22 protein-coding genes and 1 pseudogene are annotated in these 22,927 nt (G+C 71.7%); 17 read left to right on the forward strand and 6 right to left on the reverse strand.

What is annotated here, in order from left to right:
* Window positions 1-557: 557 nt before the first annotated feature.
* Window positions 558-1,523 carry a pirin family protein gene (locus tag F3T56_RS07185; protein WP_149823846.1) on the reverse strand — a complete coding sequence of 322 codons (966 nt, stop codon included), beginning with the start codon at window positions 1,521-1,523 and terminating at the stop codon, window positions 558-560.
* A 133-nt stretch (window positions 1,524-1,656) separates the two neighbouring features.
* Between F3T56_RS07185 and F3T56_RS07190 the strand changes: the two genes are divergently transcribed.
* From F3T56_RS07190 to F3T56_RS07200, 3 genes are read left to right on the forward strand one after another with little or no spacing between them, the layout of a single operon-like run.
* Window positions 1,657-2,139, forward strand: a complete 483-nt coding sequence (locus tag F3T56_RS07190) for a MarR family winged helix-turn-helix transcriptional regulator (RefSeq protein ID WP_149823847.1) — start codon at window positions 1,657-1,659, stop codon at window positions 2,137-2,139.
* Window positions 2,136-2,588, forward strand: a complete 453-nt coding sequence (locus tag F3T56_RS07195; RefSeq protein ID WP_149823848.1) for a MarR family transcriptional regulator — start codon at window positions 2,136-2,138, stop codon at window positions 2,586-2,588. The genes F3T56_RS07190 and F3T56_RS07195 overlap by 4 nt, the downstream gene beginning before the upstream one ends.
* Window positions 2,589-2,639: 51 nt before the next feature.
* A complete protein-coding gene (locus tag F3T56_RS07200; protein ID WP_149823849.1) occupies window positions 2,640-2,987 on the forward strand; it encodes a tetratricopeptide repeat protein in 348 nt (115 codons plus the stop codon).
* An 82-nt stretch (window positions 2,988-3,069) separates the two neighbouring features.
* Here the strand turns inward: F3T56_RS07200 and F3T56_RS07205 are convergent, their stop codons facing one another.
* A complete protein-coding gene (locus tag F3T56_RS07205; protein WP_149823850.1) occupies window positions 3,070-4,476 on the reverse strand; it encodes a PepSY-associated TM helix domain-containing protein in 1,407 nt (468 codons plus the stop codon).
* 197 nt (window positions 4,477-4,673) lie between these two features.
* Here F3T56_RS07205 and F3T56_RS07210 point away from each other — a divergent pair, with 197 nt between their 5' ends.
* The gene (locus F3T56_RS07210) at window positions 4,674-5,330 is read left to right on the forward strand and encodes a peptide deformylase (RefSeq protein WP_149823851.1); all 657 of its coding nucleotides are present in this window, start codon (window positions 4,674-4,676) and stop codon (window positions 5,328-5,330) included.
* A gap of 7 nt (window positions 5,331-5,337) precedes the next feature.
* Here F3T56_RS07210 and F3T56_RS07215 read toward each other — a convergent pair whose 3' ends face one another.
* On the reverse strand, window positions 5,338-6,795 hold the full coding sequence (locus tag F3T56_RS07215; RefSeq protein WP_149823852.1) for a dihydrolipoyl dehydrogenase family protein: 1,458 nt from the start codon (window positions 6,793-6,795) through the stop codon (window positions 5,338-5,340).
* 127 nt (window positions 6,796-6,922) lie between these two features.
* Between F3T56_RS07215 and trxA the strand changes: the two genes are divergently transcribed.
* Complete coding sequence (gene trxA, locus F3T56_RS07220; RefSeq protein WP_149823853.1) at window positions 6,923-7,309, forward strand: thioredoxin; 387 nt, start codon at window positions 6,923-6,925, stop codon at window positions 7,307-7,309.
* A gap of 160 nt (window positions 7,310-7,469) precedes the next feature.
* Here trxA and F3T56_RS07225 read toward each other — a convergent pair whose 3' ends face one another.
* A complete protein-coding gene (locus tag F3T56_RS07225; protein ID WP_149823854.1) occupies window positions 7,470-8,504 on the reverse strand; it encodes a LacI family DNA-binding transcriptional regulator in 1,035 nt (344 codons plus the stop codon).
* 604 nt (window positions 8,505-9,108) lie between these two features.
* On the opposite strand from F3T56_RS07225, the pseudogene F3T56_RS07230 reads away from it, so the two are divergent.
* The 6 genes and pseudogenes from F3T56_RS07230 to F3T56_RS07255 all read left to right on the forward strand — a co-directional run bounded on the left by F3T56_RS07230 (window position 9,109) and on the right by F3T56_RS07255 (window position 15,331).
* Window positions 9,109-10,084 (forward strand): annotated as a pseudogene (locus F3T56_RS07230) (alpha/beta hydrolase).
* 308 nt (window positions 10,085-10,392) lie between these two features.
* Window positions 10,393-11,412, forward strand: coding sequence for a helix-turn-helix domain-containing protein (locus F3T56_RS07235; RefSeq protein WP_149823856.1), 1,020 nt, complete (start codon window positions 10,393-10,395; stop codon window positions 11,410-11,412).
* 121 nt (window positions 11,413-11,533) lie between these two features.
* Complete coding sequence (locus F3T56_RS07240) at window positions 11,534-12,985, forward strand: amidase (protein WP_149823857.1); 1,452 nt, start codon at window positions 11,534-11,536, stop codon at window positions 12,983-12,985.
* Between the two features lie 24 nt (window positions 12,986-13,009).
* A complete protein-coding gene (locus F3T56_RS07245; protein ID WP_149823858.1) occupies window positions 13,010-13,234 on the forward strand; it encodes a hypothetical protein in 225 nt (74 codons plus the stop codon).
* A 149-nt stretch (window positions 13,235-13,383) separates the two neighbouring features.
* Entirely contained in the window at window positions 13,384-14,787 is a 1,404-nt protein-coding gene (locus F3T56_RS07250) for a flotillin family protein (RefSeq protein WP_149823859.1), read from the forward strand.
* A 97-nt stretch (window positions 14,788-14,884) separates the two neighbouring features.
* On the forward strand, window positions 14,885-15,331 hold the full coding sequence (locus tag F3T56_RS07255; protein WP_149823860.1) for a type II toxin-antitoxin system PemK/MazF family toxin: 447 nt from the start codon (window positions 14,885-14,887) through the stop codon (window positions 15,329-15,331).
* Here F3T56_RS07255 and F3T56_RS07260 read toward each other — a convergent pair.
* Complete coding sequence (locus F3T56_RS07260) at window positions 15,306-16,139, reverse strand: TIGR02452 family protein (protein WP_172638838.1); 834 nt, start codon at window positions 16,137-16,139, stop codon at window positions 15,306-15,308. The genes F3T56_RS07255 and F3T56_RS07260 overlap by 26 nt on opposite strands.
* A gap of 204 nt (window positions 16,140-16,343) precedes the next feature.
* Between F3T56_RS07260 and egtA the strand changes: the two genes are divergently transcribed.
* The 5 genes from egtA to F3T56_RS07285 all read left to right on the forward strand — a co-directional run bounded on the left by egtA (window position 16,344) and on the right by F3T56_RS07285 (window position 21,140).
* Window positions 16,344-17,618 carry an ergothioneine biosynthesis glutamate--cysteine ligase EgtA gene (egtA, locus tag F3T56_RS07265; RefSeq protein WP_149823862.1) on the forward strand — a complete coding sequence of 425 codons (1,275 nt, stop codon included), beginning with the start codon at window positions 16,344-16,346 and terminating at the stop codon, window positions 17,616-17,618.
* On the forward strand, window positions 17,615-18,961 hold the full coding sequence (gene egtB / locus F3T56_RS07270; protein WP_149823863.1) for an ergothioneine biosynthesis protein EgtB: 1,347 nt from the start codon (window positions 17,615-17,617) through the stop codon (window positions 18,959-18,961). Before egtA ends, egtB begins: the two co-directional genes overlap by 4 nt.
* Window positions 18,961-19,725, forward strand: a complete 765-nt coding sequence (egtC, locus tag F3T56_RS07275) for an ergothioneine biosynthesis protein EgtC (RefSeq protein WP_149823864.1) — start codon at window positions 18,961-18,963, stop codon at window positions 19,723-19,725. The genes egtB and egtC overlap by 1 nt, the downstream gene beginning before the upstream one ends.
* Window positions 19,722-20,684: an L-histidine N(alpha)-methyltransferase gene (gene egtD / locus F3T56_RS07280; protein ID WP_149823865.1), complete on the forward strand. Its 963-nt coding sequence runs from the start codon at window positions 19,722-19,724 to the stop codon at window positions 20,682-20,684. Before egtC ends, egtD begins: the two co-directional genes overlap by 4 nt.
* Before the next feature lie 240 nt (window positions 20,685-20,924).
* Window positions 20,925-21,140, forward strand: coding sequence for a dodecin (locus F3T56_RS07285; RefSeq protein ID WP_149823866.1), 216 nt, complete (start codon window positions 20,925-20,927; stop codon window positions 21,138-21,140).
* 4 nt (window positions 21,141-21,144) lie between these two features.
* Here F3T56_RS07285 and F3T56_RS07290 read toward each other — a convergent pair whose 3' ends face one another.
* Window positions 21,145-21,633, reverse strand: coding sequence for a phosphatase domain-containing protein (locus tag F3T56_RS07290; protein WP_149823867.1), 489 nt, complete (start codon window positions 21,631-21,633; stop codon window positions 21,145-21,147).
* Window positions 21,634-21,777: 144 nt separating this feature from the next.
* Here F3T56_RS07290 and F3T56_RS07295 point away from each other — a divergent pair, with 144 nt between their 5' ends.
* Window positions 21,778-22,881 carry an NAD(P)/FAD-dependent oxidoreductase gene (locus F3T56_RS07295; protein WP_149823868.1) on the forward strand — a complete coding sequence of 368 codons (1,104 nt, stop codon included), beginning with the start codon at window positions 21,778-21,780 and terminating at the stop codon, window positions 22,879-22,881.
* Window positions 22,882-22,927 lie beyond the last annotated feature (46 nt).

Consider the following 22,927-nt stretch of genomic DNA (forward strand, 5'->3'; position numbering starts at 1 on the left):
CCTGGTGGGCACGCGCACTCCACCTGCAGCGCGCGTGCCCACCAGCGGGGTACCGCCGGCCCTCAGATGGGGCCGCGCACGAACTCTCCGCGAACGACCACCCGGAGCTGGACGGCGGCGGGGATGCAGCCCACGGCTCCGGACCGACGTCGGCTCAGCCCGACATGCGCAGCCGATGGGCAGCAGGCAGAGGACGCGTCTACCACGCAGGGCGGTCGGCCTGACGAAGCGCACCAGCACAACCCCGGCGGCGAACCCGACTTCTCACGCGGCGAACTTCTGCCGGGCACGGAGGACTTCGTCCGCCGGCGAAAGCGGCGACGAGGTCGTGCGGCACGCCGCTGCCGAAGGACGCCGCCCACAGACACGGCTCACTTCGCCGATTCCCACTCGCCCTCGACAATCAGTTTGTCAACGGGTCTCGGTCCTACACATGTGAGCCGCCACAGAGGCGCCCAGATCGGTCGGTAAGCAGCCAAGATCCGGACCACCCATGGGCCGGCCGAGCCGCAGCCCCCGCCTGTGGCGGGTCAGCATGCGTCCTATATGCGCGCAGGTCAGCGCATCCTCCCCCGTGGCTTCAGCGGCACGGGCGGCAACTCAGGGGCAGGCAGGGGGGCACCCTCGTAGCCCTTCACGTCGCCGAAGCGCGTTCCATCCATCCAGTCCCGGCGCGCCTGTGCGATCTCTTCCTGGGACCGCCCGATCCAATTCCAGAACATGATGAGCTCCTCCTCGAAGGGTTCGCCGCCGAGGAGCATGAGGGCGGCGTCCGACTCGGCGCGCAGGGGGAGTTCGGAGCGGCCGCAGCCGAGGTAGAGCATGGAGCCGGGGAGGACGGGGACACCGTCGACGTGGGCCTCGCCGGACATGGCCAGGACGGCGTACTCGAAGTCGGGTTCGAGGGGCAGGCGCAGGTCGGTGCCGCGGGTCAGGGCGAGGTCGGCGCCGACGATCGGGGTGAACGTGGTGCCGGGAGAGGTCGCGCCGTCGAGGGAGCCGAGGATGAGCGTGGCGCGCAGTCCGGGCGCGGTGACGGTCGGCAGCTCGGCGTGGTGCTCGAAGCGCGGGTCGGTGTGCCGGTGGCTGTCCGGCAGGGCGACCCACAGCTGGGCGCCGTGCAGGAAGCGGGCATGCGGCTTCGGGCTCTCCTCGGAGTGCGAGATCGCGCGGCCGGAGGTCATCAGACCGAGCTCGCGCGGGCGGATCGTCTGGAGGCTGCCCGTGGAGTCGCGGTGCAGCACCTCGCCCTCGTGCAGCCAGCTGACGGTCTGCAGGCCCATGTGCGGGTGCGGCGGGACCTGCATGCCGGGTTCGTCGGCGATGTCGTCCGGCCCGTAGTGATCGACGAAGGCCCAGGCGCCGACCATACGGCGGCCCAGGCTGGGCAGCAGCCGCCGGACCTCGGTGGACTCGCCGAGCTGTACCCGGCGAGGGCTGAGGAGTTCACGCACCGGCTCGGCCACGACGAAACCCCGGCCGCCGCACAACGCGGGCACCGCCTCCCGATCAAGATTGCTCATACCTCACAACCTAGACCCGACCGGCACCCGCCGTCAGTCCATCAGTCCGCCCATCAGTCCGTCCCTCCACCTGCCTCAGAACCCCTGCCGCAAAATAGTAGCCATGGCTACAGTAGCCATGTACGGTATTCGCATGAGTTCGGCTTTCGAGGGCGCCACGCCCGGGTTTCTCGTCTGGCGTCTGTCCATGAAGTGGCGGGTGGCGGTCGACCGTGCGGTCGCTCCGCTGGGGCTGACGCACGCGCAGTACTCGCTGGTGGCGTCGCTGTACGACATGCACCGCTCCGGCCTGCGGCCCAGTCAGCGGCAGCTCGCGGACCACACCGGTCTGGAGGCGCTCTACGTCTCCAAGCTGGCCCGCGCCCTGGAGACCGCCGGGCTCCTCGAACGCGCCCGGGACCCCCGCGACCCGCGCGCCGTACAGCTGGCGCTCACCGAGGAGGGACGCGCTGCGGCCCGGCGGGCGATCGAGGTCGTCCAGGGGCTCCTGCAACAGCTGTTGGAGCCGCTCGGCGGCCTCGACAGCACCCGTACACGGGAGTTCACCCGCGAGCTGACGGCCCTGCTCGACGTACCCCTCACCCCTGTCACCGAGCACGACAAGGAGCAGACATGACCACCACCGCGACACCCACCGTCAACGGCCGGGTCATCGCCCTCGCCCACTACGCCGGGCGCGCGGTCCTGGAGAGCGTGCTGGCCGGTCACGGCGCCACGTTCCAGCAGTCGGTGACCCTCCGGGTCGTCGCGGTCGCCGACGAACCCGTCGACCGTGACCTGCTCTTGGATCAGGTCGTCGACTCCCTCAAGGTCGCGAGGGCCGACATACGGGCCGTCGTCGAGGAGCTGCTCTCCGCGAAGTTGGTGGAGCCGGATCCGGCACAGCCGTCCCGACTCAGGATCACGGCCGCCGGGCGGGAGTTGCACACCAGGGCCACCGCCGAGACCGCGCCCGTCTCCGCCCGGATCTACGCCGGCATCCCCGCCGAGGATCTGGCGGTCGCCGGTCGCGTACTGGCGCTCGTCACCGAGCGGGCGAACGCGGAGCTGGCCGCCATGAAGTAGTGGAATATTCAACAGCCGGTCGGGGTTGTGGGCCGTCGAAGGAGGTCACCAGTGGACACGACGTACTACGACCACGGAACACCCGCCGAGCGCTGGGAGCGCGCGCGGATGTTCTTCGACGCCAAGGACTACACGGCCGCCGCACGCGTCCTCGGCACACTCGTCGAGGAGGTGCCGGAGCAGACCGGCCCCCGGCTGCTGCTGGCCCGCGCCTACTACCACTCGGCCCAACTGCGCCGTGCCGAGGCCGAGTTGCGCATCCTCGTCGAGCGGGACCCGGTGGAGCACTATGCCCGGCTGATGCTGGGCCGCACGCTCCAGCGACAGGCCCGGCACGACGAGGCGGAGTCCCACCTGCGGATCGCCTCGGCGCTCGCGGGCGACTTCGAGCGGCAGTGACGTAAAGACGTACAGATGAGGGTGGGTCCGTGTCCCGGCGGGACACGGACCCACCCTCGTACGTCCTACCGCTCCTCTACGCCTACTTCGCCTCCGCCCGGCCGCCGTACGTCCGCTTGCCGCGCCGGTACGCGATCTCGCCCAGCACGACGTCCACCGCGATGAACACGGCGAGCGGGATGCCGAGCAGCGGGACGAAGTAGCCGAGGACGGCGACGGCCGCCATCGCGGGGACCAGGATGTGCGGCGGCACCTGCTGCCAGGCGCCGCGCGGGATCGGACGGCCGAAGGACGAGGCCCGGCCGCGCTGCCACCACATGCGGTAGCCCCAGAGGATCAGCAGGACCAGCGAGGCCGCCAGGGACAGCAGGACGAGCTGGTTGACGATGCCGAACAGGACGCCGGTGTGGGCGTCGATGCCCCAGCGGGTGAGCTTGGCGAGCACTGGGAAGTCGGCGAACCGGAGCGTGTCGGTGACCTCGGCGGTCGCTGGGTCGACGGCCACCGCGTCCTGCTTGGTGGGCCAGCTGCGCTGGACCTGACTCACCACGTACGTGGAGGACACGTCCGCCGGCGGCACGATCTCCACGGGGTCGCCCAGCCCCTCGGCGCGCGCGGCGGCGAGGATCCTGTCCAGGTCGCCCTCCGCGGCGGCGGCGCCCTCCGCGGCGGCGGCGTCATGGCCCCCGTGGTCGCCGGCCTCGGCCGAGATGGCGGGGGTCGCCTGGCGGAGCTCGGTGCGCAGCACGTCGATATTTGCGCCGGCGTAGACCGACCAGGTCAGGCCCGTCGCCGAGAGGAAGAAGAATCCGGCGGCGGCCCACACGCCGACCGTGCCGTGCAGCCCCAGGGTGCGACGGCGGCCACTGGTTCCGCGCACCTTTCGCTGGGTACGGCGGCGGGCGAACCACAGAACGAGGCCGCCGCCCGAGATGACCCACAGCCAGCTGGCCGCGAGTTCGCTGTAGAGGCGGCCGGTCTCGCCGAGCTGGAGGTTCGCGTGGAACTGGCTGATCCAGGCCCGTATGGGCAGCGCGCCGGTCGACCCGTACTGCTCCAGCGCCCCGCGCACCTGTGCCGTGTACGGGTCGACGAACACCGCGAGCGTCGCGGTCTCGTCGACGCCCTCGACCCCCGACAGCAGCACCCGGGTCGTCGCGTCGTCCTCCGGGGAGGGGCGTACGGCCGAGATGGTGCCCTCGGGGTACTCCTCGCGGGCGGCGGCCACCTGTTCGGAGATCGGCAGCTTCTCGTCGCCCACCTTCGAGACGGTCATCTCGTCGGCGTACACGATCTTCTCGATCTGGAACGACGCGGCGTACATCCCACCCGTGAGGGCGGCGACCAGCAGGAACGGGGCGACGAGTACGCCCGCGTAGAAGTGCAGTCGCAGGACAAGCGGCTTGAGCGAGACCCAGCCCTTCGGGGTGACGTCGGGCTTGACGGGTTTCTGGGGCTCGTCCGTCTCGGTCGCGGGGGCGAGGGTCATCGGCGGGACACTCCGGGGTACGGGGGACGTCGTGGTGGTTCAGTAGCGGTTCAGTAGTCGGGGCGTGCAGCCGCCGAGTTCCCTGCGATTCACGTGACGCGGGTCACATGACCCGACCGCTGCGTCAGGTCTGCCGCCGGACGCGCCTCCGCGAGAGCCGCCTCGCATCCCGCCAACCCGCTTGGCATCCTGGCTCGATGGCCTATGAACGTGATCGCACCGAGTCCCGCCCCCTGAGCGACCGGGTCGAGGAACTCCTCGCCCATGAGGGCCCGCTGCCGATCGTCGCCGCGGGCGACCCGGTGCTGCGCCGCACCGCCGAGCCCTTCGCCCGCCAGCTGGACCCCACCCTCCTGGCCCGCTTCATCGCGGCCCTGCGCGCCACCATGCACGCGGCGCCGGGCGTCGGCCTCGCCGCGCCGCAGGTCGGGGTGTCCCTGCGGATCGCGGTGATCGAGGACCCGGCGCCGGTCCCGGAGGAGGTACGGCTAGCCCGCGGCCGGGTCCCGCAGCCGTTCCGCGTCCTGGTCAACCCGTCGTACGAGGCGGTGGGGTCGTACCGTGACGCGTTCTTCGAGGGCTGCCTGAGCGTGCCGGGGTGGCAGGCCGTCGTGGCCCGGCACGCCAAGGTCCGGCTGCGGGCGCTCGACGAGCACGGGCGGGCGGTGGACGAGGAGTTCGCGGGCTGGCCCGCCCGGATCGTCCAGCACGAGACGGACCACCTCAACGGCATGCTCTACCTCGACCGCGCCGAACTGCGCTCCCTCTCCTCGAACCAGGCGATGGCCGACCGCTGGAACGACCCGACCCCGGCCCGCGCCGCCCGGGACCTCGGGTTCCTGCTGCCGGAGTGAGACCTCGTCAGCCCCGGTATGCCTCCAGCAGTCGCAGCCACACCTCGCTGACCGTCGGGAACGAGGGGACCGCGTGCCAGAGGCGGCTGATCGGGACCTCGCCGGCGACGGCGATGGTGGCGGAGTGGATGAGTTCGCCTACGGCGGGGCCGACGAAGGTGACGCCCCGGAGGATCTCGTGGTCGAGGTCGACGACCATGCGGGCGCGGCCCCGGTAGCCCTCGGCGTACAGGCCCGCCCCCGCCACGGAGTTGAACTCGACGTCGACGGCGCGGACGCGGTGGCCGGCCTGTTCCGCCTCGGCGAGGGAGAGGCCGACGGCGGCGGCCTCGGGGTCGGTGAAGACGACCTGCGGGACGGCGGCGTGGTCGGCGGTGGCGGCGTGGGCGCCCCAGGGGTCGCTCTCCAGGAGGGGGACCCCGGCCGCGCGGGCGGCGATGGCGGCCCCGGCGATACGGGCCTGGTACTTGCCCTGGTGGGTCAGCAGCGCCCGGTGGTTGGCGTCGCCGACCGCGTAGAGCCACTCGCTGCCCGTCACCCGGAGGCTTTCGTCGACGGGCAGCCAGGAGCCGGGTTCCAGGCCGACGGTGTCGAGGCCCAGGTCGTCGGTGCGCGGGGCGCGTCCGGTGGCGAAGAGGATCTCGTCGGCCTCCATGCGGTCGCCGGTGTCGGTGAGGGCCACCACGGTTCCGTTCTCGCGGGTCACCGCCGTCACCGAGGTCCCGGTGCGGACGTCCGCGCCCGCCTCGGTGAGCGCCTCGGCGACGAGTTCACCGGCGAAGGGCTCCATGCGGGGCAGCAGGCCCTTGCCGCGTACAAGGACGGTGACCTCGGAGCCGAGGGCCCGCCAGGCGGTGGCCATCTCGACGGCGACGACACCGCCGCCCACGACGAGCAGCCGGCCCGGGACCTCCTTCGCGCTGGTGGCCTCGCGGCTCGACCAGGGCCTGACCTGTGCGAGCCCCGGCAGGTCGGGCAGTTGGGCACGGCTGCCGGTGGAGATCACCACCGCGTGCCGCGCGGTGAGGACATGGCGCCCGCCGTCGGGGGCGTCCACTACGACCCGGCGGGGTCCGGCCAGACGCCCGTGGCCGCGGTACACGCTCGCCCCGACGCTTTCCAGCCACGCGACCTGCCCGTCGTCGTTCCAGTGGGCGGCCATGTAGTCGCGGTGGGCGAGGACCGCGGGGGCGTCCAGCGGTCCGTCCACCTGGTGGCGCAGGCCGGGGACGCGGCGGGCGTCGGCGCGGGCGATGGCGGGGCGCAGCAGGGCCTTGCTGGGCATGCACGCCCAGTACGAGCACTCGCCGCCGACCAGTTCGCTCTCCACGACCGCGGTGGACAGGCCGGCGGCGCGGGTGCGGTCGGCGACGTTCTCCCCCACGGGTCCGGCACCGAGCACCACGACGTCGTACGCGGTCGCGGTCGCTTGCGCTGTGTCTTCGGTGTGTTCCGTATCCGTCATGGGGTCAGTCTGGTTGTTGGTGTGCGTCGTGGCCACACGGGTACGTGCGCGGAATACGCCACCCCCGGGTGGCGTTGTGGACAGCGGCTCGCCCCGAGCACCGAGACCAGGAAGAGGGATGTACGCCATGAGCAGCACCGTGGAGCTCACCAAGGAGAACTTCGACCAGACGGTCACCGAGAACGAGTTCGTCCTGATCGACTTCTGGGCGTCCTGGTGCGGGCCGTGCCGTCAGTTCGCGCCGGTCTACGAGAAGGCCGCCGCGGACAACCCTGACCTGGTGTTCGGCAAGGTGGACACCGAGGCACAGCCGGAGCTGGCCCAGGCCTTCGCCATTCAGTCGATCCCGACGCTGATGATCGTCCGTGACCAGGTCGCCGTGTTCGCACAGCCGGGCGCCCTGCCGGAGGCGGCACTGACCGACGTCATCGGACAGGCCCGCAAGCTCGACATGGACGAGGTCCGCAAGGCGGTCGCCGAACAGCAGGCGCAGGCCGAACAGAACGGTCAGTGAGGGCGGCCGGTTCACGGCACGAGGGACCGGTTCACGGCAAGCAAGAGGGACCGGTTCACGGCAGGAGGGGCAGTCGCGGTCACGCGTCCCGGGCACAACTCCGGTCAGCGGACCGGTAGTTGTGCCCGCGCTCGGGGTCCGGTCGGCGTCGGCACCCGGGTCAGCTCGACTCGCGGTGGACGATTCTCGCGCCGAGTACGTCGTGGGTCGCGGGGATCATGCCGGGGTCGCGGACCGCGCGGTCGACGAGTTCGGCGAGGGCGCGGCCGGCCGGTAGTTCGATGTGGACGGTGCTGAGGCGGGGGCGCAGCAACCGGCCGAGCATCAAGTCGTCGGCACCGACCACGGCCGTGTCGTCGGGGACGCGGATGCCCTCGTCCTGCAGGGCCCGCATCAGCAGCATCGCGTACTCGTCGTTGTAGGCGAACACGGCGTCCAGGCCGAGGGAGCGCCACCGCGCGGCGAGTTGGGCCGCGGCCCCCTCGTCGTACGCCAGGGGCAGCTCCGTGACCGTCGCCTCCGTGCCCCGCACCGCGCGTCGTACGCCCGCGAGCCTCGGCCGGGAGAAGACCCCGAGGCCGGGCTCGTCGGGTACGACGACGCCGATACGACGGCGCCCTCGCTGGACCAGGTGCAGGCCTGCGCTGTGGCCGACGCAGCCGTGGTCCAGGAGCAGCACATGGGCGCCCTCGACGGGCTCGGGGCTGAGGCTCACGACGGCGCGTGCGCCGGAGCGCTTCAGGACGGCCACGCCCTGGGGGCCGAGCCCTTCGCCGGGCACGATCACCGCGACCGGGCGCAGTTCGGCCCAGGCACGGGCGGCCTCGTCGCCGCGCAGGGCGACACCGCCGTACTGCACGACGGTGTAGTCGAGGCGGCTGAGGGCCCACTGCAGGTCGTTGATGAACTGGCTGTACAGGGGCCCGATGGGCACCTTCGGGGTCGGCATCAGCACCATGCGGCTGTGGCCGGCGCGCAGACTGCGGGCCGCCGCGTGCGGGACGTATCCGAGTTCCTTGGCGGCGTCGTGGACCCGGCGGCGGGTGGGCTCGCTGATGCGGACGGCACTGGTGTTGTTCAGGACGTAGCTGACCGTCGCGCGTGAGACTCCCGCGAGGCGGGCCACATCGGCGCTCGTGGGCACGGAACGTTGCAGGGGCGAGGGCGGGGCGGGCTCTTTCGATATCTGCACCATGAGGGGGGGCATCCTTGCAGAAGCTGTGAAGGGCGTTCCGGCCGGGGGAGTACCGGCCACACGGAAGCTCGGGTCTCGGGCCACCCGATCTATGCTGGCTGGGCAGTTTGGCGAATCTGTTCGAAATCCGTTCAACCCTGCAACCATTTCGCGCCATGCCCGCCAAGGTGGGGAGATGGGCTTCTTTCCCGGACAGCGGTCCGGGTTCCCGCCTCGGTTCGGTCCGCCGGGGACCGGCCTTCGGTAAGCGGTGTCACGCCTGGCCAAGGGCGTGTGACCGGTCCTCGGGAAGCGGTCCTCCGGATACGCGTGGCCGTTCGGCACCGGCGGGCGGCCCGGCTCGGCGACAGCGACGTACACCTGCTGTCCCACGGGCACGCGATGGCCGACGACCATTGAAACAGTGCTGGTCGACGGCCGGGATTCTGTGCGCCGGGTATGAGGAAGCGACGCTTCACACCAATGGCGTGAACTGTGTGCCGGCCGCGGGCGGCACCCGCCGGATGGCGGGCACTCGCCGCCGTACGACGGCATCCTCGCGGCTTGTCGCCGCGCTCATCATCACGGTACGAACCACTGGCACGAAAACGCATGAGGAGCAGCCATGAGCATGGTCCCGCCCCCCTTCGATCCCGAGCTCTCGGCGGCTCTTGAGGCGATCAGGGACGTGCTTCCGCGGCAGCTGACCATGGACGAGATCCCGGCCATGCGCCAGGGGCCAGGTATCGAGATGCTGGCGCAGCTGGACCTGACCATGGACGGGGCCTTCGCGGTGGAGGACCGGCTGGTGCCGGGGCCCGAGGGCGCATCCGAGGTCTCGCTGCTCATCTGCCGCCCGACCGCTCCCGAGCGGCCGGGTCCGCTGCCGGTGATCTACCACGTCCACGGCGGCGGCATGGTCGTCGGCAACAACAGGGTCGGCATGGACGCGCCCCTGGCCTGGGCGCGGGAACTCGGGGCGGTCGTGGTGTCCGTGGAGTACCGGCTGGCGCCCGAGCATCCGCATCCGGCGCCCATCGACGACGTGTACGCCGGGCTGCTGTGGACCGCCGAGCACACGGAGGAGATCGGCGGTGACGCCGAGCGGATCGTCATCGCGGGTGCGAGCGCGGGTGGCGGGCTGACCGCCGCGTTGGCGCTGCTCGCGCGGGACCGGAAGGGGCCGCGGGCGATCGGGCAGATGCTGTTGTGCCCGATGCTCGACGACCGCAACGACACGCCGTCCGTCCACCAGATGGCGGGGCTCGGGGTGTGGGACCGGACGGCCAACGAGACCGGGTGGACCGCGCTGCTCGGCTCACGGCGGGGTGGGCCCGAGGTCTCCGAGTACGCCGCGCCTGCCCGGGTGACGGATCTGTCCGGGCTGCCGCCCGCCTTCCTCGATGTCGGCTCCGCGGAGACGTTCCGGGACGAGGTCGTCGCGTACGCGTCTCGCCTCTGGCAGGCCGGTGGGGTTGCCGAGCTCCATGTGTGGCCTGGCGGTTTCCACGGGTTCGACGGACTCGCCCCGCAGGCGGCGCTGTCCCAGGACAGCCGGGGGGGCGCATGTGCGGTGGCTGCGGAGGCTGTTCGGGGAGTGAGGTCTCGCCCCCGCCGCCCCTGCCCTCCCCCACTCTCGGCTTCGCTCGAGCGGGGGGACCCCCCCATCATCCCCAGGGGCTGCCGCCCCTTCGACCCCGCCACGCCTTCGAGCTCGGTTCAGTCGGTGCGTTGGCGGGTGCGGGTTGGTGGGGGCTGGTCACGCAGTTCCCCGCACCCCTAAAAGAACTGGCGGCCCCCTGGCTTTTAAGGGGCGCGGGGAACTGCGCGAGCAACCACGAACGACCCGCAGTCGCCCGAGTAACTGCCCGATCGAGCTCTTGGGCGCCCATGCCACACCATGGTGCGTATGAAAGAGCTGGCGGGGCGGCTGACTGCGGTCGATCCGGATGCCGGGGCCACTGTTCGGGTTATCGCCTACTTCGATGCGCTGGGTGAGTCCCGGGCGGGGCTGGAGGCGTTGGTGCGTGGGGCGGCCGTGTTGGCCGGGTGTCCCGCGCGGCTCGTCGACGTGGAGCGGCGGGTGCGGATACGGGTGGAGCCCGATGGGCGGCGGCGGGACGACGAGTTGGCGCCGGACCCGGCGTGGCCGTCCGCCGCGCTGGTGCCGGACGGTGTCCCCGCGCTGTGGCTGGAGCGGACCGGGACGGCCGAGCCGAGCGTCGTGGACGCCGTGATCCTGGAGCGGGCCGCGGGCGCCCTCCGGCTGGTGCTGGACCGGACCCGCGGCCGAGTGCCCCTCTCCCCCGCCGACGACCCGGCGCTCGTGGAGACCGTGCTCGACCCCGCCGCCGGCGAGCGGGCCCGGCTGCACGCGGCCCGCCGGCTCGGCCTCGACGCCACCGGCACCCGGGCCCGCGCCCTCGCCTCGCTCGGCGGCCGGCCCCGGATCATGGCCGTACACGGAGACGGGCGGCCCGACGAGGCCGAACTGCCCGCCGGGCGGGTCGGGGTCGGTCCAGCCGTGCCCGTGCTCCTTCTGCCCGGCTCCTGGGAGGCGGCGCGGACCGCGCTCCGGTTCACCTCCGAGGGCACCGCGCGGGATCCGGGCGAGCGTGTGGTCCACGCCGAGGACCTCGGCGGGCTCGCCCTTCTCGCCGAGTTGATCGCCCCGGGAAGCGAACCGCCGCCGGATGTACGGGACTTGGAGCGGGCCGCGGCGGACGCCCCCTGGATGCTCGCGACCCTGCACGCCGTCGCGGCCACGGCGAGCCTGCGGGCGGCGGCCACCGAGGTCAACGTCCACCACTCCACCCTGCAGGACCGCCTCGCCCACGCGGAGACCCTGCTCGGCTGGCCGGTCCGCACGCCTCGGGGCCGGCTGCGGCTCCATCTGGCTCTGAGCATGCGGCACTTGGCACGCGGCTGATCGGTTCCGGCCGGCAAGGGAGCGAAACGCCGGGCCCGCCAGGCATGATTCCCGCCTCGTACCGCAGCGTCCGCACGAACGTTACCGTTCAGTAGACAAGCTGCTTCCGGAGGTGTTCCGTATGGCTGCCGACCGTGCCCCGGGTCTGGCGGAGTGTGCCCGTGCGCTGGCCGCGGGGGAGGTGACGTCGCGGGCGCTCGTGGAGCGGACGCTGGCCCGGATCGAGGCGAGCCAGGCGACGGTCAACGCGTTTCGGCGGGTGCGGGCGGAGGCGGCGCTGGCGGAGGCCGACGCGGCGGACGAGGAACTGGCCGCGGGCGGGCGACGGCCACTGCTCGGGGTGCCGGTGGCGGTGAAGGACGACATGGACGTGGCCGGCGAGCCGACCGCGTTCGGCTGCCGGGGCGAGTTCCCCTCGCTGCCGGAGGACGGCGAGGCGGTACGGCGGCTGCGGGCGGCCGGGGCGATCGTCGTCGGCAAGACCAACACCTGCGAGCTGGGGCAGTGGCCGTTCACGGAGGGGCCCGCCTTCGGCGCCACCCGCAATCCCTGGCACCCGGACCACACACCCGGCGGCTCCTCGGGCGGCTCGGCGGCGGCCGTCGCGGCCGGGCTCGTGCCGGCCGCGCTGGGCTCGGACGGCGCGGGCTCGGTGCGCATCCCGGCGTCCTGGACGCATCTGATCGGCATCAAGCCGCAGCGCGGCCGCATCTCGACCTGGCCGCACGCGGAGTCCTTCCAGGGCATCACCGTCAACGGCACCCTCGCCCGTACGGTCGCCGACGCCGCCCTCCTCCTGGACGCGGCCAGCGGCAACCACGAGGGCGACCTGCACCGGCCGGCCGCGATCAAGGCCTCCGAGGCGGTGGGACGCGACCCCGGCCAGCTCCGTATCGCGCTGTCCCTGAAGCCGCCGTTCACGGCGCTGCCCGCGCGGCTCGATCCCCTCGTACGGGAACGGGTCCGCGCGGTCGCGGAGCGGCTCGCCGCGCTCGGGCACGTGGTGGAGGAGGCGGAGCCGCGCTATGGGCAGATCGGGCTGACGTTCGTCCCGCGCGCCACCGCGGGGATCGCCGAACGGGTCGGCGCGATCGCCCGGCAGGACCTCCTCGACCGGCGCACCCGCGACGCCGCACGCCTCGGCCGGCTCCTCGGCGGGGCGCCCCTGCGGCTGGCCCGCCGCGCGGAGGCCACGCTCCACCAGCGGATCGGCGCGCTCTTCACGTCGTACGGCTACGACGTGCTGCTGGCGCCGACGACCGCCGCTCCCCCGCCGCGCATCGGGTCCATGCTCGACCTCGGCGGCCTCGGCACCGACCGGGCGATGATCGCCGCCTGCCCGTACGCCTGGCCGTGGAACGTGCTCGGCTGGCCCGGGGTGAACGTACCGGCGGGGTTCGTGGGGGACGGGCTGCCGGTGGGCGCGCAGTTGCTCGGTCCGGCCGACAGTGAGCCTCTGCTCCTGTCGCTGGCCGCGCAGTTGGAGGCGGACCAGCACTGGCACGAGCTGTGGCCGCCGGCGGGAGGCCATGGGCTCACCCGTGGCGTGAACGGTTCGCCCCGCACCAGCTGATCCGTACCCGGTGACCCGTACGCTGTGACCATGGACGAAGCGTCGATGGTCGGGCTGATGGGACGGGTGACCGGTGCGGTCGGTCCCGGGCTCGTCGGCGAGGTGATCCTCCGGGTGCGGGGCGGTGCCGAGCACTTCCTGGCGTATCCCGCCTCCGCCAAGGACCGGATCGAGCCGGGGACGCTCGTGATGGTGATGGAGTATCTGCCGCCGCGCACGGTGTATGTGTCGGCGGCGTACGACAGTTGACGGTCCGTCGGGTCCGCCTGTCGGCCTTCTGACACCGGTTCGCATCAGGACTGCAACAACGGTCTCCCGGTAGCTGTACCGCCGCTGTGTCACGCGGGACACTTCCGACGTTCGGTGCCGAAAGGGCACCTGGCAGAGGGGGTGTGCCGATGTTCATCGGCATGATCGCGGGGGCGGCCGTGGGCGCCGTCCTGGTACTGGTCGGTCTGTTCAAGCTCATGTGGCGCGTCGCCGAACCCAACGAGGCGCTGATCATCTCCGGTTCCAAGCACAAGACGGAGGGCCTGCAGGAGGGCATGAACTTCCGTATCGTCACCGGGCGCGGCACGCTGGTGGCGCCCGGCATGCAGGCGGTGCGCAAGCTGTCGCTCGACCTCAACCAGACCGAGCTGTCCGTGGACTGCGTGACCCACCAGGGCATTCCGCTCAAGATCCGGGGCGTGGTCATCTTCAAGGTGGGCGACGACTTCGTGTCCATCGCCAACGCGGCCCGGCGCTTCCTCGACCAGCAGAAGCGGGTCTCGGAGCGGGTGCACAACGTGTTCGCCGGTCATCTCCGGTCCATCGTGGGCGGGTTGACGGTCGAGGACATGATCCGCGACCGAGAGAAGCTGACCGGTCAGACGCGAGCGGCGTGCGGTACGGAGATGGAGAAGCTGGGTCTGATCGTCGACTCGCTGCAGATCCACGAGATCGAGGACCCGACCGGATACATCAAGAACCTGGCCATGCCGCACGCGGCGGCCGTCCAGCGGGACGCCCGGATCGCACAGGCCGAGGCCAACCGGCTCGCCACCGAGGCCGAGCAGCAGGCCGCCGCACGCATGGCGGAGGCCACCCGGGACAGCGAGATCCTGCAGGCCGGCTACCAGGCCGAGCGGGACAATGCCTCGGCGAAGGCCAAGCAGGCCGGCCCCCTCGCCGAGGCGGCCGCCATGCAGGAGGTCGTCGTCCAGGAGACGCGGGTCGCGGAGCTGGCGGCGGCCCGGCGCGAGCAGCAGCTCCAGGCGGACGTCCGTAAGCCGGCCGACGCGAAGGCCTACGAGAAGCGGACCCTCGCCGAGGCCGAGCGCGACGCCCGTATCTCCGCCGCGCAGGCCAAGGCCAAGGAGACCGAACTGGCGGCCGCCGCCGAGGCGAACGCGACGCGCGCCACCGGTGAGGCCGAGGCCGCCGCCCGGCAGGCCAAGGGGCTCGCCGCCGCCGAGGCCACGCGGGCGAAGGGGCTCGCCGAGGCCGAGGGAATCAAGGCGCGGGCCGCTGCGCTGGCGGAGAACCAGGAGGCGGTGATTGCACAGCAACTCGCCGAGCAGTGGCCGGAGATCGTGCAGGCCGGGGCGAGTGCGTTCGGGAACGTCGACAACATGGTGCTGCTCAACGGGGCCGAGGGGATGGCGGACATGTTCGCCAAGGCGCTGACGATGGGTGGGACCGGGTTGGGGCTGGCTCGGCAGTTGCTGGCGTCCATGAACCAGAACGGCGTGCCTGCCGGCGGCTCGGCAGGGGTCAATGGGCTGCCGGTTGAGAAGGTGCCGGTGGATCGAGAGTCGTAGCGCCGTAACTCCGACCAGTAGTGGTCGACTGCGGGTCTGTTGTGGTTGATCGCGCAGTTCCCCGCGCCCCTGACGGGGCGCGGGATAGCGTTGTCCCGTGACTGCCTTTGCCGATCAGCATGTTCCTGGGCGCTACGGGCCCTCCGCCACCACCGAAGCCGATCCCCGTGGTGTGGGGCGGGTGCGTACTGAGTACTCGCCTGCCCATGACGGGGATCCTGATCCCGGGGAGATCGTGTGGACCTGGGTGCCGTTCGAGGAGAACGACGGGCGGGGGAAGGATCGGCCCGTGCTGGTGGTGGCCCGGGAGCCGGGCGGGACGTTGCTCGCCGTGCAGTTGTCGAGCAAGCGGCATGACGGGGACCGGGAGTGGGTGCCGATCGGGAGTGGGCCTTGGGACCGGTCCGGGCGGGATTCGTGGGTGGATGTGGATCGGGTGCTGCGGCTGCATGAGGCGGGGATGCGGCGCGAGGCCTGTGCGTTGGACCGGATGAGGTTCAACTCCGTGGTGCACCGGCTCAGGGAGCGGTACGGCTGGCGTTGAACTCTCGTTCGAAGGCGCCCCGGACCACCGCACCCTTGGTCCGGTCCAGTACCCCGAACACCACGTGCGCGAAGTACCCCTCGAAGCGGCCTTCGACCAGCAGCTCCCGGAAGGCGCCCGCCACATGGCTCGGGTCGTTGCCGAACACCCCGCAGCCCCAGGCGCCCAGCACCAACCGGCGGTAGCCGTACGCCGCCGCTGTCTCCAGGACGCGCTCGGCCCGCGTGGCCAGCGCTCGTGGGAGCTCCGGCGCTCGCTCCGGGGCCGTACGCAGGACGACCGACGCGTTCGGAGCGGCCGAGGTCAGGAAGCCGGCCTGGTAGGGGTCGTTCAGGAGATGGCCGCGGTCGTCTCGGAAGACGGGTACGGCGGGTGAGTGGATGACACGGTCCGTGTAGAACGGGTCGCGGTGGGCGCGGTGGTGGTCGTAGAAGTCGCGGGCCTCGCGGACACAGGTGTACAGGGCGGAGGCTCGGCAGAGGGCCTCTTCCTGGGCCTGGGCGCCGTTCAGGTAGCCGCCGCCGGGGTTGCGGGCCGAGGAGAAGTTCAGGACGGTGACCGGGGCGGCGTCCTGGCGGGTGAGACGGTACGCGGCTTCCAGGCTGCTTTCGCCGGTGACCTCGATGAGTGTTGTGACGGTGGCGACCCGCGGCGTCTCCACCGGTTCCGGTCCGTGCAGGCGCGTCCCGGTCCTCGCCGCCTCGACCTCGGCCGCGATGGACACCTCTCGGCCTTCGGGCGTGCGGTAGTGGCCCGCAGCGACGATTTCCTCGGTCTCCCGTGCGATTCCGCGCAGGCGTGCGCTCATGGCGCCACCCCCGTGCGCTCCCCCGTCGTGCTCATGGACGCATCGTGGGTGATGCTGGGGAATGACGGCAAGAGAGTTTCCGCATTGCCACGATGTGCACCCTTGTGCGAAGCCTCGTGAGGGTCTTGGGTTGGATGAGCACTCTCGAGCCGGCCCCCACGCATCGGGTCGGCGACACGGTGGAATCTCAGGAGGATTCTGAACATGTCAGATTCGGTGAGTGGCTGTACGGAGCACCGCTCCGGCGTCACCGAAGCCGAGGTGGAGGCCCTGGTGCGGGGCATCTGCTTCAAGACCGGCCCACCCCGCACCCTCGGTGTCGAACTGGAATGGCACGTCCACGAGCTGCGTGATCCGCGGCTCCCGGCACCACCCGCACGACTCGAAGCGGCCTACGCCGCACTGCGGACCCTGCCCCTGACCTCGGCTCTGACCATCGAGCCCGGTGGTCAGCTGGAGCTCAGCTCGGCTCCCGCCGCCTCCCTGATGGAGTGCGTGAGGTCCGTCTCGGCCGATCTGGACGCCGTACGCGCGACGCTGCGCGAGTCGGAGCTCGCCCTCAGCGGCTTCGGCCACGAACCCTGGAACCCCCCGACCCGGTATCTGCGTGAGCCCCGGTACGACGCGATGGAGGTCTACCTCGACCGTTTCGGGCCCGAGGGGCGGGCCATGATGTGTTCCTCGGCCTCCGTCCAGGTGTGTCTCGACGCCGGGTACGAGGAGCCGGGGCCCCTCGGCCACGAGCGGCGCTGGTGGCTGGCGCACCAGCTCGGCGCGGTGCTGGTGGCCGCGTTCGCGCACTCCCCGCTGGCGCGTGGCCGGACCACCGGCTGGCGTTCCACGCGGCAGGCGCTGTGGGCGGCGATGGACCCGGGCCGTACGAACGCCCCGGCGCTGGACGGTGACCCGCGCGGGGCCTGGGCGCGGCTGGCGCTGGACGCGCCAGTGATGTGCGTGCGGGCGGCGGAGGGGCCTTGGGGCGTTCCGGGCGGGATGACGTTCCGGGAGTGGACCAGGTCCGACGCGCCGCCGAGCCGCGAGGACCTCGACTATCACCTGACGACCCTGTTCCCGCCGATCCGGCCGCGCGGCCACCTCGAATTCCGCATGATCGACGCCCAGCCGGGTGCGGACGGGTGGATCGTGCCGCTCGCCGTGACGGCGGCGCTGTTCGAGGACGCGGAGGCCGCCGAAACCGCCTATCTGTCCGTCAAACCCCTTGCGGAACGGGCAGGTTCGCTGCCGCCGCCGCGTAATCCCCTGTGGGTCGCGGCCGCCCGCTCGGGACTGGCCGACCCCGAGCTGCGGGAGGCGGCAACCGTGTGCTTCGCCGCGGCCGCCGAGGCGCTGCCCCGGCTCGGCGCGAGCACCGAAGTGCAGGACGCCGTCGCCGAGTTCACCGACCGTTATGTGGCCCGGGGCCGTTGCCCCGCCGACGAGCTGCTCGACCTGTTCCACGGGAAGGACATCCCCGCATGACCGCACCCGAGACCCCGGCACCGACGAACGACGCCGACCCCGACATACTCCGGGAGCGCGCGCTGGCGGCGCTCACCACGGCCCGTGCCCGTACCGCGCTCCTCACCTCCGTCGTCGACGAACCCGACCTGACCGCACAGCACTCGCCGCTGATGTCCCCGCTGGTGTGGGACCTCGCCCACATCGGCAACCAGGAGGAGCTGTGGCTGTTGCGGAACGTCGCGGGGCGGGAGGCGATGCGGCCCGAGATCGACGGGCTGTACGACGCGTTCGAGCACCCGCGCGCGGAGCGGCCCTCGCTGCCGCTGCTGCCGCCCGGGGAGGCCCGCCAATACCTCGCCGAGGTGCGTGGCCGGGCCCTGGACGTACTGGAGAGCACCGCCTTTCACGGCAGCCGGCTCACCGACGCGGGCTTCGCCTTCGGCATGATCGCCCAGCATGAACAGCAGCACGACGAGACGATGTTGATCACCCATCAGCTCCGCAAAGGCCCCGCCGTGCTCACGGCGCCGGACCCCGCGCCGACGCCGCTGTTCACCGGCCCGGCCGAAGTCCTCGTGCCCGGTGGGCAGTTCATGATGGGCACCTCGGCCGAGCCATGGGCGCTGGACAACGAGCGGCCCGCGCACCGGCGTGTCGTCCCGCCGTTCCACATCGACACCACGCCGGTCACGAACGCCGCGTACCAGGCGTTCATCGAGGACGGCGGCTACGAGGACGCGCGCTGGTGGACGGCCGACGGCTGGGACCACATCCGTGCGCACGATATCTCCGCGCCCCTGTTCTGGCGCCGGGACGGCCGGCAGTGGTTGCGGCGGCGCTTCGGCGTCACCGAGGTCGTCCCGCCCGACGAGCCGGTGCTGCACGTGTGCTGGTACGAGGCCGACGCGTACGCCCGCTGGGCGGGGCGCCGGCTGCCCACGGAGGCCGAGTGGGAGAAGGCGGCCCGGCACGACCCGGTCACCGGCCGCTCGACGCGCTACCCGTGGGGCGACGCCGACCCGACGCCCGAGCACGCCAACCTCGGCCAGCGTCACCTCCGCCCGGCCCCCGCCGGCAGCTATCCGGCGGGTGAATCACCACTGGGTGTACGGCAGTTGATCGGTGATGTGTGGGAGTGGACGTCGAGCGACTTCCTGCCCTACCCGGGGTTCACGGCGTTCCCGTACAAGGAGTACTCGGAGGTGTTCTTCGGTCCCGAGTACAAGGTGCTGCGCGGCGGGTCTTTCGCCGTGGACCCGGTGGCCTGCCGGGGGACGTTCCGCAACTGGGACTATCCGGTCCGGCGGCAGATCTTCTGCGGGTTCCGCACCGCGCGGGACGCGTCCCCGGAGGCCGTCTGATGTGCCGTCATATCGCGTTCCTGGGCCCGCCGTCGCCGCTGGGGAAGGTCCTGGTGGATCCGCCGCACGGTCTGTTCCGGCAGTCGTGGGCGCCGCGGCGGCAGCGGTACGGGACCGTCAACGCCGATGGTTTCGGGGTGGGTTGGTACGCCGAGGGCGACCCGGTGCCGGGGCGGTACCGGCGGGCCGGGCCCATCTGGGGCGACCAGTCCTTCGCGGACCTCGCCCGGGTCGTGCGTACCGGGGCGCTGCTGGCCGCCGTACGCGACGCCACGGTGCCGGGTGCGGACAACGAGGCCGCGGCGGCGCCGTTCACCGCCGGGCCGTGGCTGTTCAGCCACAACGGGGCCGTCGCCGGGTGGCCGCGGTCGCTGGCGGGGCTCGCCGCCGAACTACCGACCGTCGAGGTGCTGTCGATGGAGGCCCGTAACGACTCAGCGCTGGTGTGGGCCCTGGTCCTGAACCGGCTGCGGGCCGGCGACGAGGAGGGTCAGGCGCTGGCCGACACGGTCCTCGAGGTCGCCCGGGCGGCCCCCGGTTCCCGGCTCAATCTGCTGCTCACCAACGGTGACACCATCGCCGCGACGGCCTGGGGCGACACCCTCTGGTACCTCGCCGAGCCCGGCTGCAGCACCGTCGTGGCGTCCGAGCCGTACGACGACGACCCGCACTGGGTCGAGGTGCCGGACCGCACGCTGCTCGCGGCCAGCCGTACAGACGTTCTTCTCACCCCGCTCAAGGAGTTGGAGGGTACCCACGCGTGAGCGCGTTCCTTCTCACCCGCACCCTGCCCGAGGACGCCACGGACGCGGCTCTGCGCGCCGATGTCCTGGACGGGCTGACCCGTACGCCCAAGACGCTGCCGCCGAAGTGGTTCTACGACGCCGTCGGCAGTGAACTGTTCGAGCGGATCACCGAGTTGCCCGAGTACTACCCGACCCGTGCCGAGCGCGAGATCCTCATCGACCGGGCCGGTGAGATCGCCTCGGCGAGCGGGGCGCGGACCCTGGTCGAGCTGGGGTCCGGGTCCTCCGACAAGACACGGCATCTGCTGGACGCGATGCCCGGACTGCATACGTATGTGCCGGTCGACGTGAGTGAGAGTGCGCTGCGGCTGGCGGGTGAGGCGCTGGTCGCCGAGCGGGCGGGGCTTCGCGTGCATGCCCTGATCGACGACTTCACCGCCGGGATTCGGCTGCCGGAGACGCCTGGGCCGCGGCTGGTGGCGTTCCTTGGGGGCACGATCGGCAATCTCGTGCCGGTGGAGCGGGCTGCGTTCCTGGCTTCCGTACGTGGTCTGTTGGCGCCCGGTGACGCGTTGTTGCTCGGGACGGATCTGGTCAAGGACGCGGGGGTGTTGGTTGCCGCGTACGACGACTCGGCCGGGGTGACGGCGGCGTTCAACAAGAACGTGCTGGCTGTTGTCAATCGTGAGCTGGGGGCGGATTTCGATCCCCAGGCGTTCGATCATGTCGCTCTGTGGGATGCGGAGCGGGAGTGGATCGAGATGCGGTTGCGGTCGCGGGTGGATCAGACCGTGAAGATTCCGGCGCTTGGTCTGGCCGTGGAGTTTGCGGGTGGGGAGTCGTTGCGGACGGAGGTGTCGGCGAAGTTCAGGAAGGGCGGTGTGCGGGCCGAGCTCGGGCGTGCCGGGCTGGAGTTGAGCCACTGGTGGACGGATCGGGAGGGGAGGTTCGCGCTGTCGCTGAGTGTGGCTCGGTGAGCGGCGGGGTGGCCGGGTGGGTTTTGCTCGCCCCCGCCGCCCCTACCCGTCCCATCCCCCAGGGGCGCTGCCCCTTCGACCCCGTACGCCTGAGAGCTCGGGAGGTCGGGGATGTGTGGCGAGTGCGGTAAGCCGTGGCTTGTCGCGCAGTTCCCCGCGCCCCTAAAGGGACGCCACCTCTCGCGGAGTCTTGTGGTGTGGGGCACCGTGGAGGTGGGGGTGGCTGAAAGGAGCAGGCGTATGTCCGACCATGTTTATCGGGTTACCGAGATTGTCGGGAGTTCGGGGGAGAGTGTCGATCAGGCCATTCGGAATGGGGTTGCCCGGGCCTCGCAGACGCTGCGGAATCTTGACTGGTTCGAGGTGACGCAGGTGCGGGGGCATATCGAGAACGGGGAGATCGCGCACTATCAGGTCGGACTGAAGGTTGGGTTCCGGCTGGAGGACGCCGGCTGAGTGCTCAGGTGCGGCCCTCCCGTTCCTGTGCCACCTTCAGTACGGCGGACGTCGCCGCCCATCGTGCTCGTACGACCGTGAAGCCCGCCTGTTCCGCGTCCTCGCAGACCAACTCGTCGTCGTCCACGAGGACTCGGATCTCGCGGGTGCGGGCGAGTCGGCGGAGGATCTCCAGTTTGGTGCGGCGGGCGGGTCGGCGGTCGTTGTCGCGCCGCATCCAGATGCGGCCCTCCGGGAGGCCGTGCGCGGCGAGCCAGTCGACGGTGTCGCGGCGGCAGCGTTCGGGGCGGCCGGTGAGATACACGACCTCGCACTCCTCTGCGCTCGCCAGTGCCATCTCGATGCCCTCGGGCAGTGGCGGGTCCTGGGGGGCGGCGGCGAAGAAGGCGTCCCAGTCGCGCGGCTTCCGCTCCAGGTACCGCTGCCGGTGCGCGGTGTCGGAGAGGGTGTTGTCCAGGTCGAATACGGCGAGGGGGCGGTCGTCTGCGGTCACGGGGCCAGCCTAGGGCCCTGTGACACGTGACAGTTCCGTGATCCCCGTCGTCGCTTCACACAACAAGCACAGACTTCGCCCGTCGCTTGAGGTTTCAAGGGATACGCTCGTCATCTCTCCCCCCACCCGCACAGGAGAATTGATGTGCTTGACGGCGAAGTAATCGTGATCGGCGGCGGATACGGGGGCATCCGCCTGGCCAAACAGTTGGACGAGGTCGCACGGGTCACCCTCGTGGACCGCAAGGAGGTCTTCTTCCACCGCATCGCCGCGCTGCGCGCCGGGGTGCACGAGGACTGGACGACAACGCCCTTCATCCCCTACGACCGGCTGCTGCGCAACGGCCGGGTGGTCGTGGGCAAGGCGATCGACATCGACACCGGTGCGCGGCAGGTACGGCTGGCCACGGGTGAGCGACTGCCGTACGACGTGGTGGTGATCGCCACGGGCGCCGACTATCCGGAGCCCGCGCGTTTCCTGGGCACGACCATGGACGAGGCGGCCAAGACGTTCACCGCGCACCAGGAGAAGATCGCCGACGCCGAGCATGTGCTGATCGCCGGCGGTGGGCCGGGCGGTGTGGAACTCGCCGCCGAGATCCGGCTGGCGCGGCCCGAGGCGCGGGTCACACTCGCGCACGCCGGGTCGGTGCTGCTCAACTCCATGGGGAGCAAATGGGCCGGTCGGCGGGCCTTGTCCTGGCTGGAGTCGCATGACGTGGAGGTGCGCCTCGACTCGTTCATCTCGCCCGGTGCCGACTTCGACACCTACCGGGACGGCCGCGGCAACATCATCGAGGCCGACCTCTCCTTCTGGGCCAACGGCACCACGCCCAACACGCTCTGGCTGCGGCTGGCCGGGCACGGCGACTGGCTGAACGGTTCGGGGCAGGTCAAGGTCGACCGGATGCTGCGGGTCGAGGGGCGGCTGGACGTGTTCGCGGTCGGTGACGTGAACGACGTCAGCGAGCTGAAGGTCTCCCCCGTCGCGATCGCCCAGGCGGACATCGCCGCCCACAACATCCGTGCCTACCTGGGAAGTTCGGGCAGGCACCGCAAGGAGCCCCGCTTCTACCGGCCGATCCAGCGCACCCCGCTGATCGTGCCGTTCGGCGCGGCCGACGGGCTCACCCTGATCCCCGTGCCGGGCGGCGAGACCGCCGTCCTCGGCGGCCGCACCGCCACCCTCGCCAAGGCGAAGACGCTGATGACGCCGTACATACGCAAACAGCTCGGCTACTCGGCCTGAGGCCACGCCCCGTCCCGCCCCGGCCACCGAGCGGCGGGCCGGGGCG

The organism is Streptomyces tailanensis, from assembly GCF_008386495.1.
GTDB lineage: Bacteria > Actinomycetota > Actinomycetes > Streptomycetales > Streptomycetaceae > Streptomyces > Streptomyces tailanensis.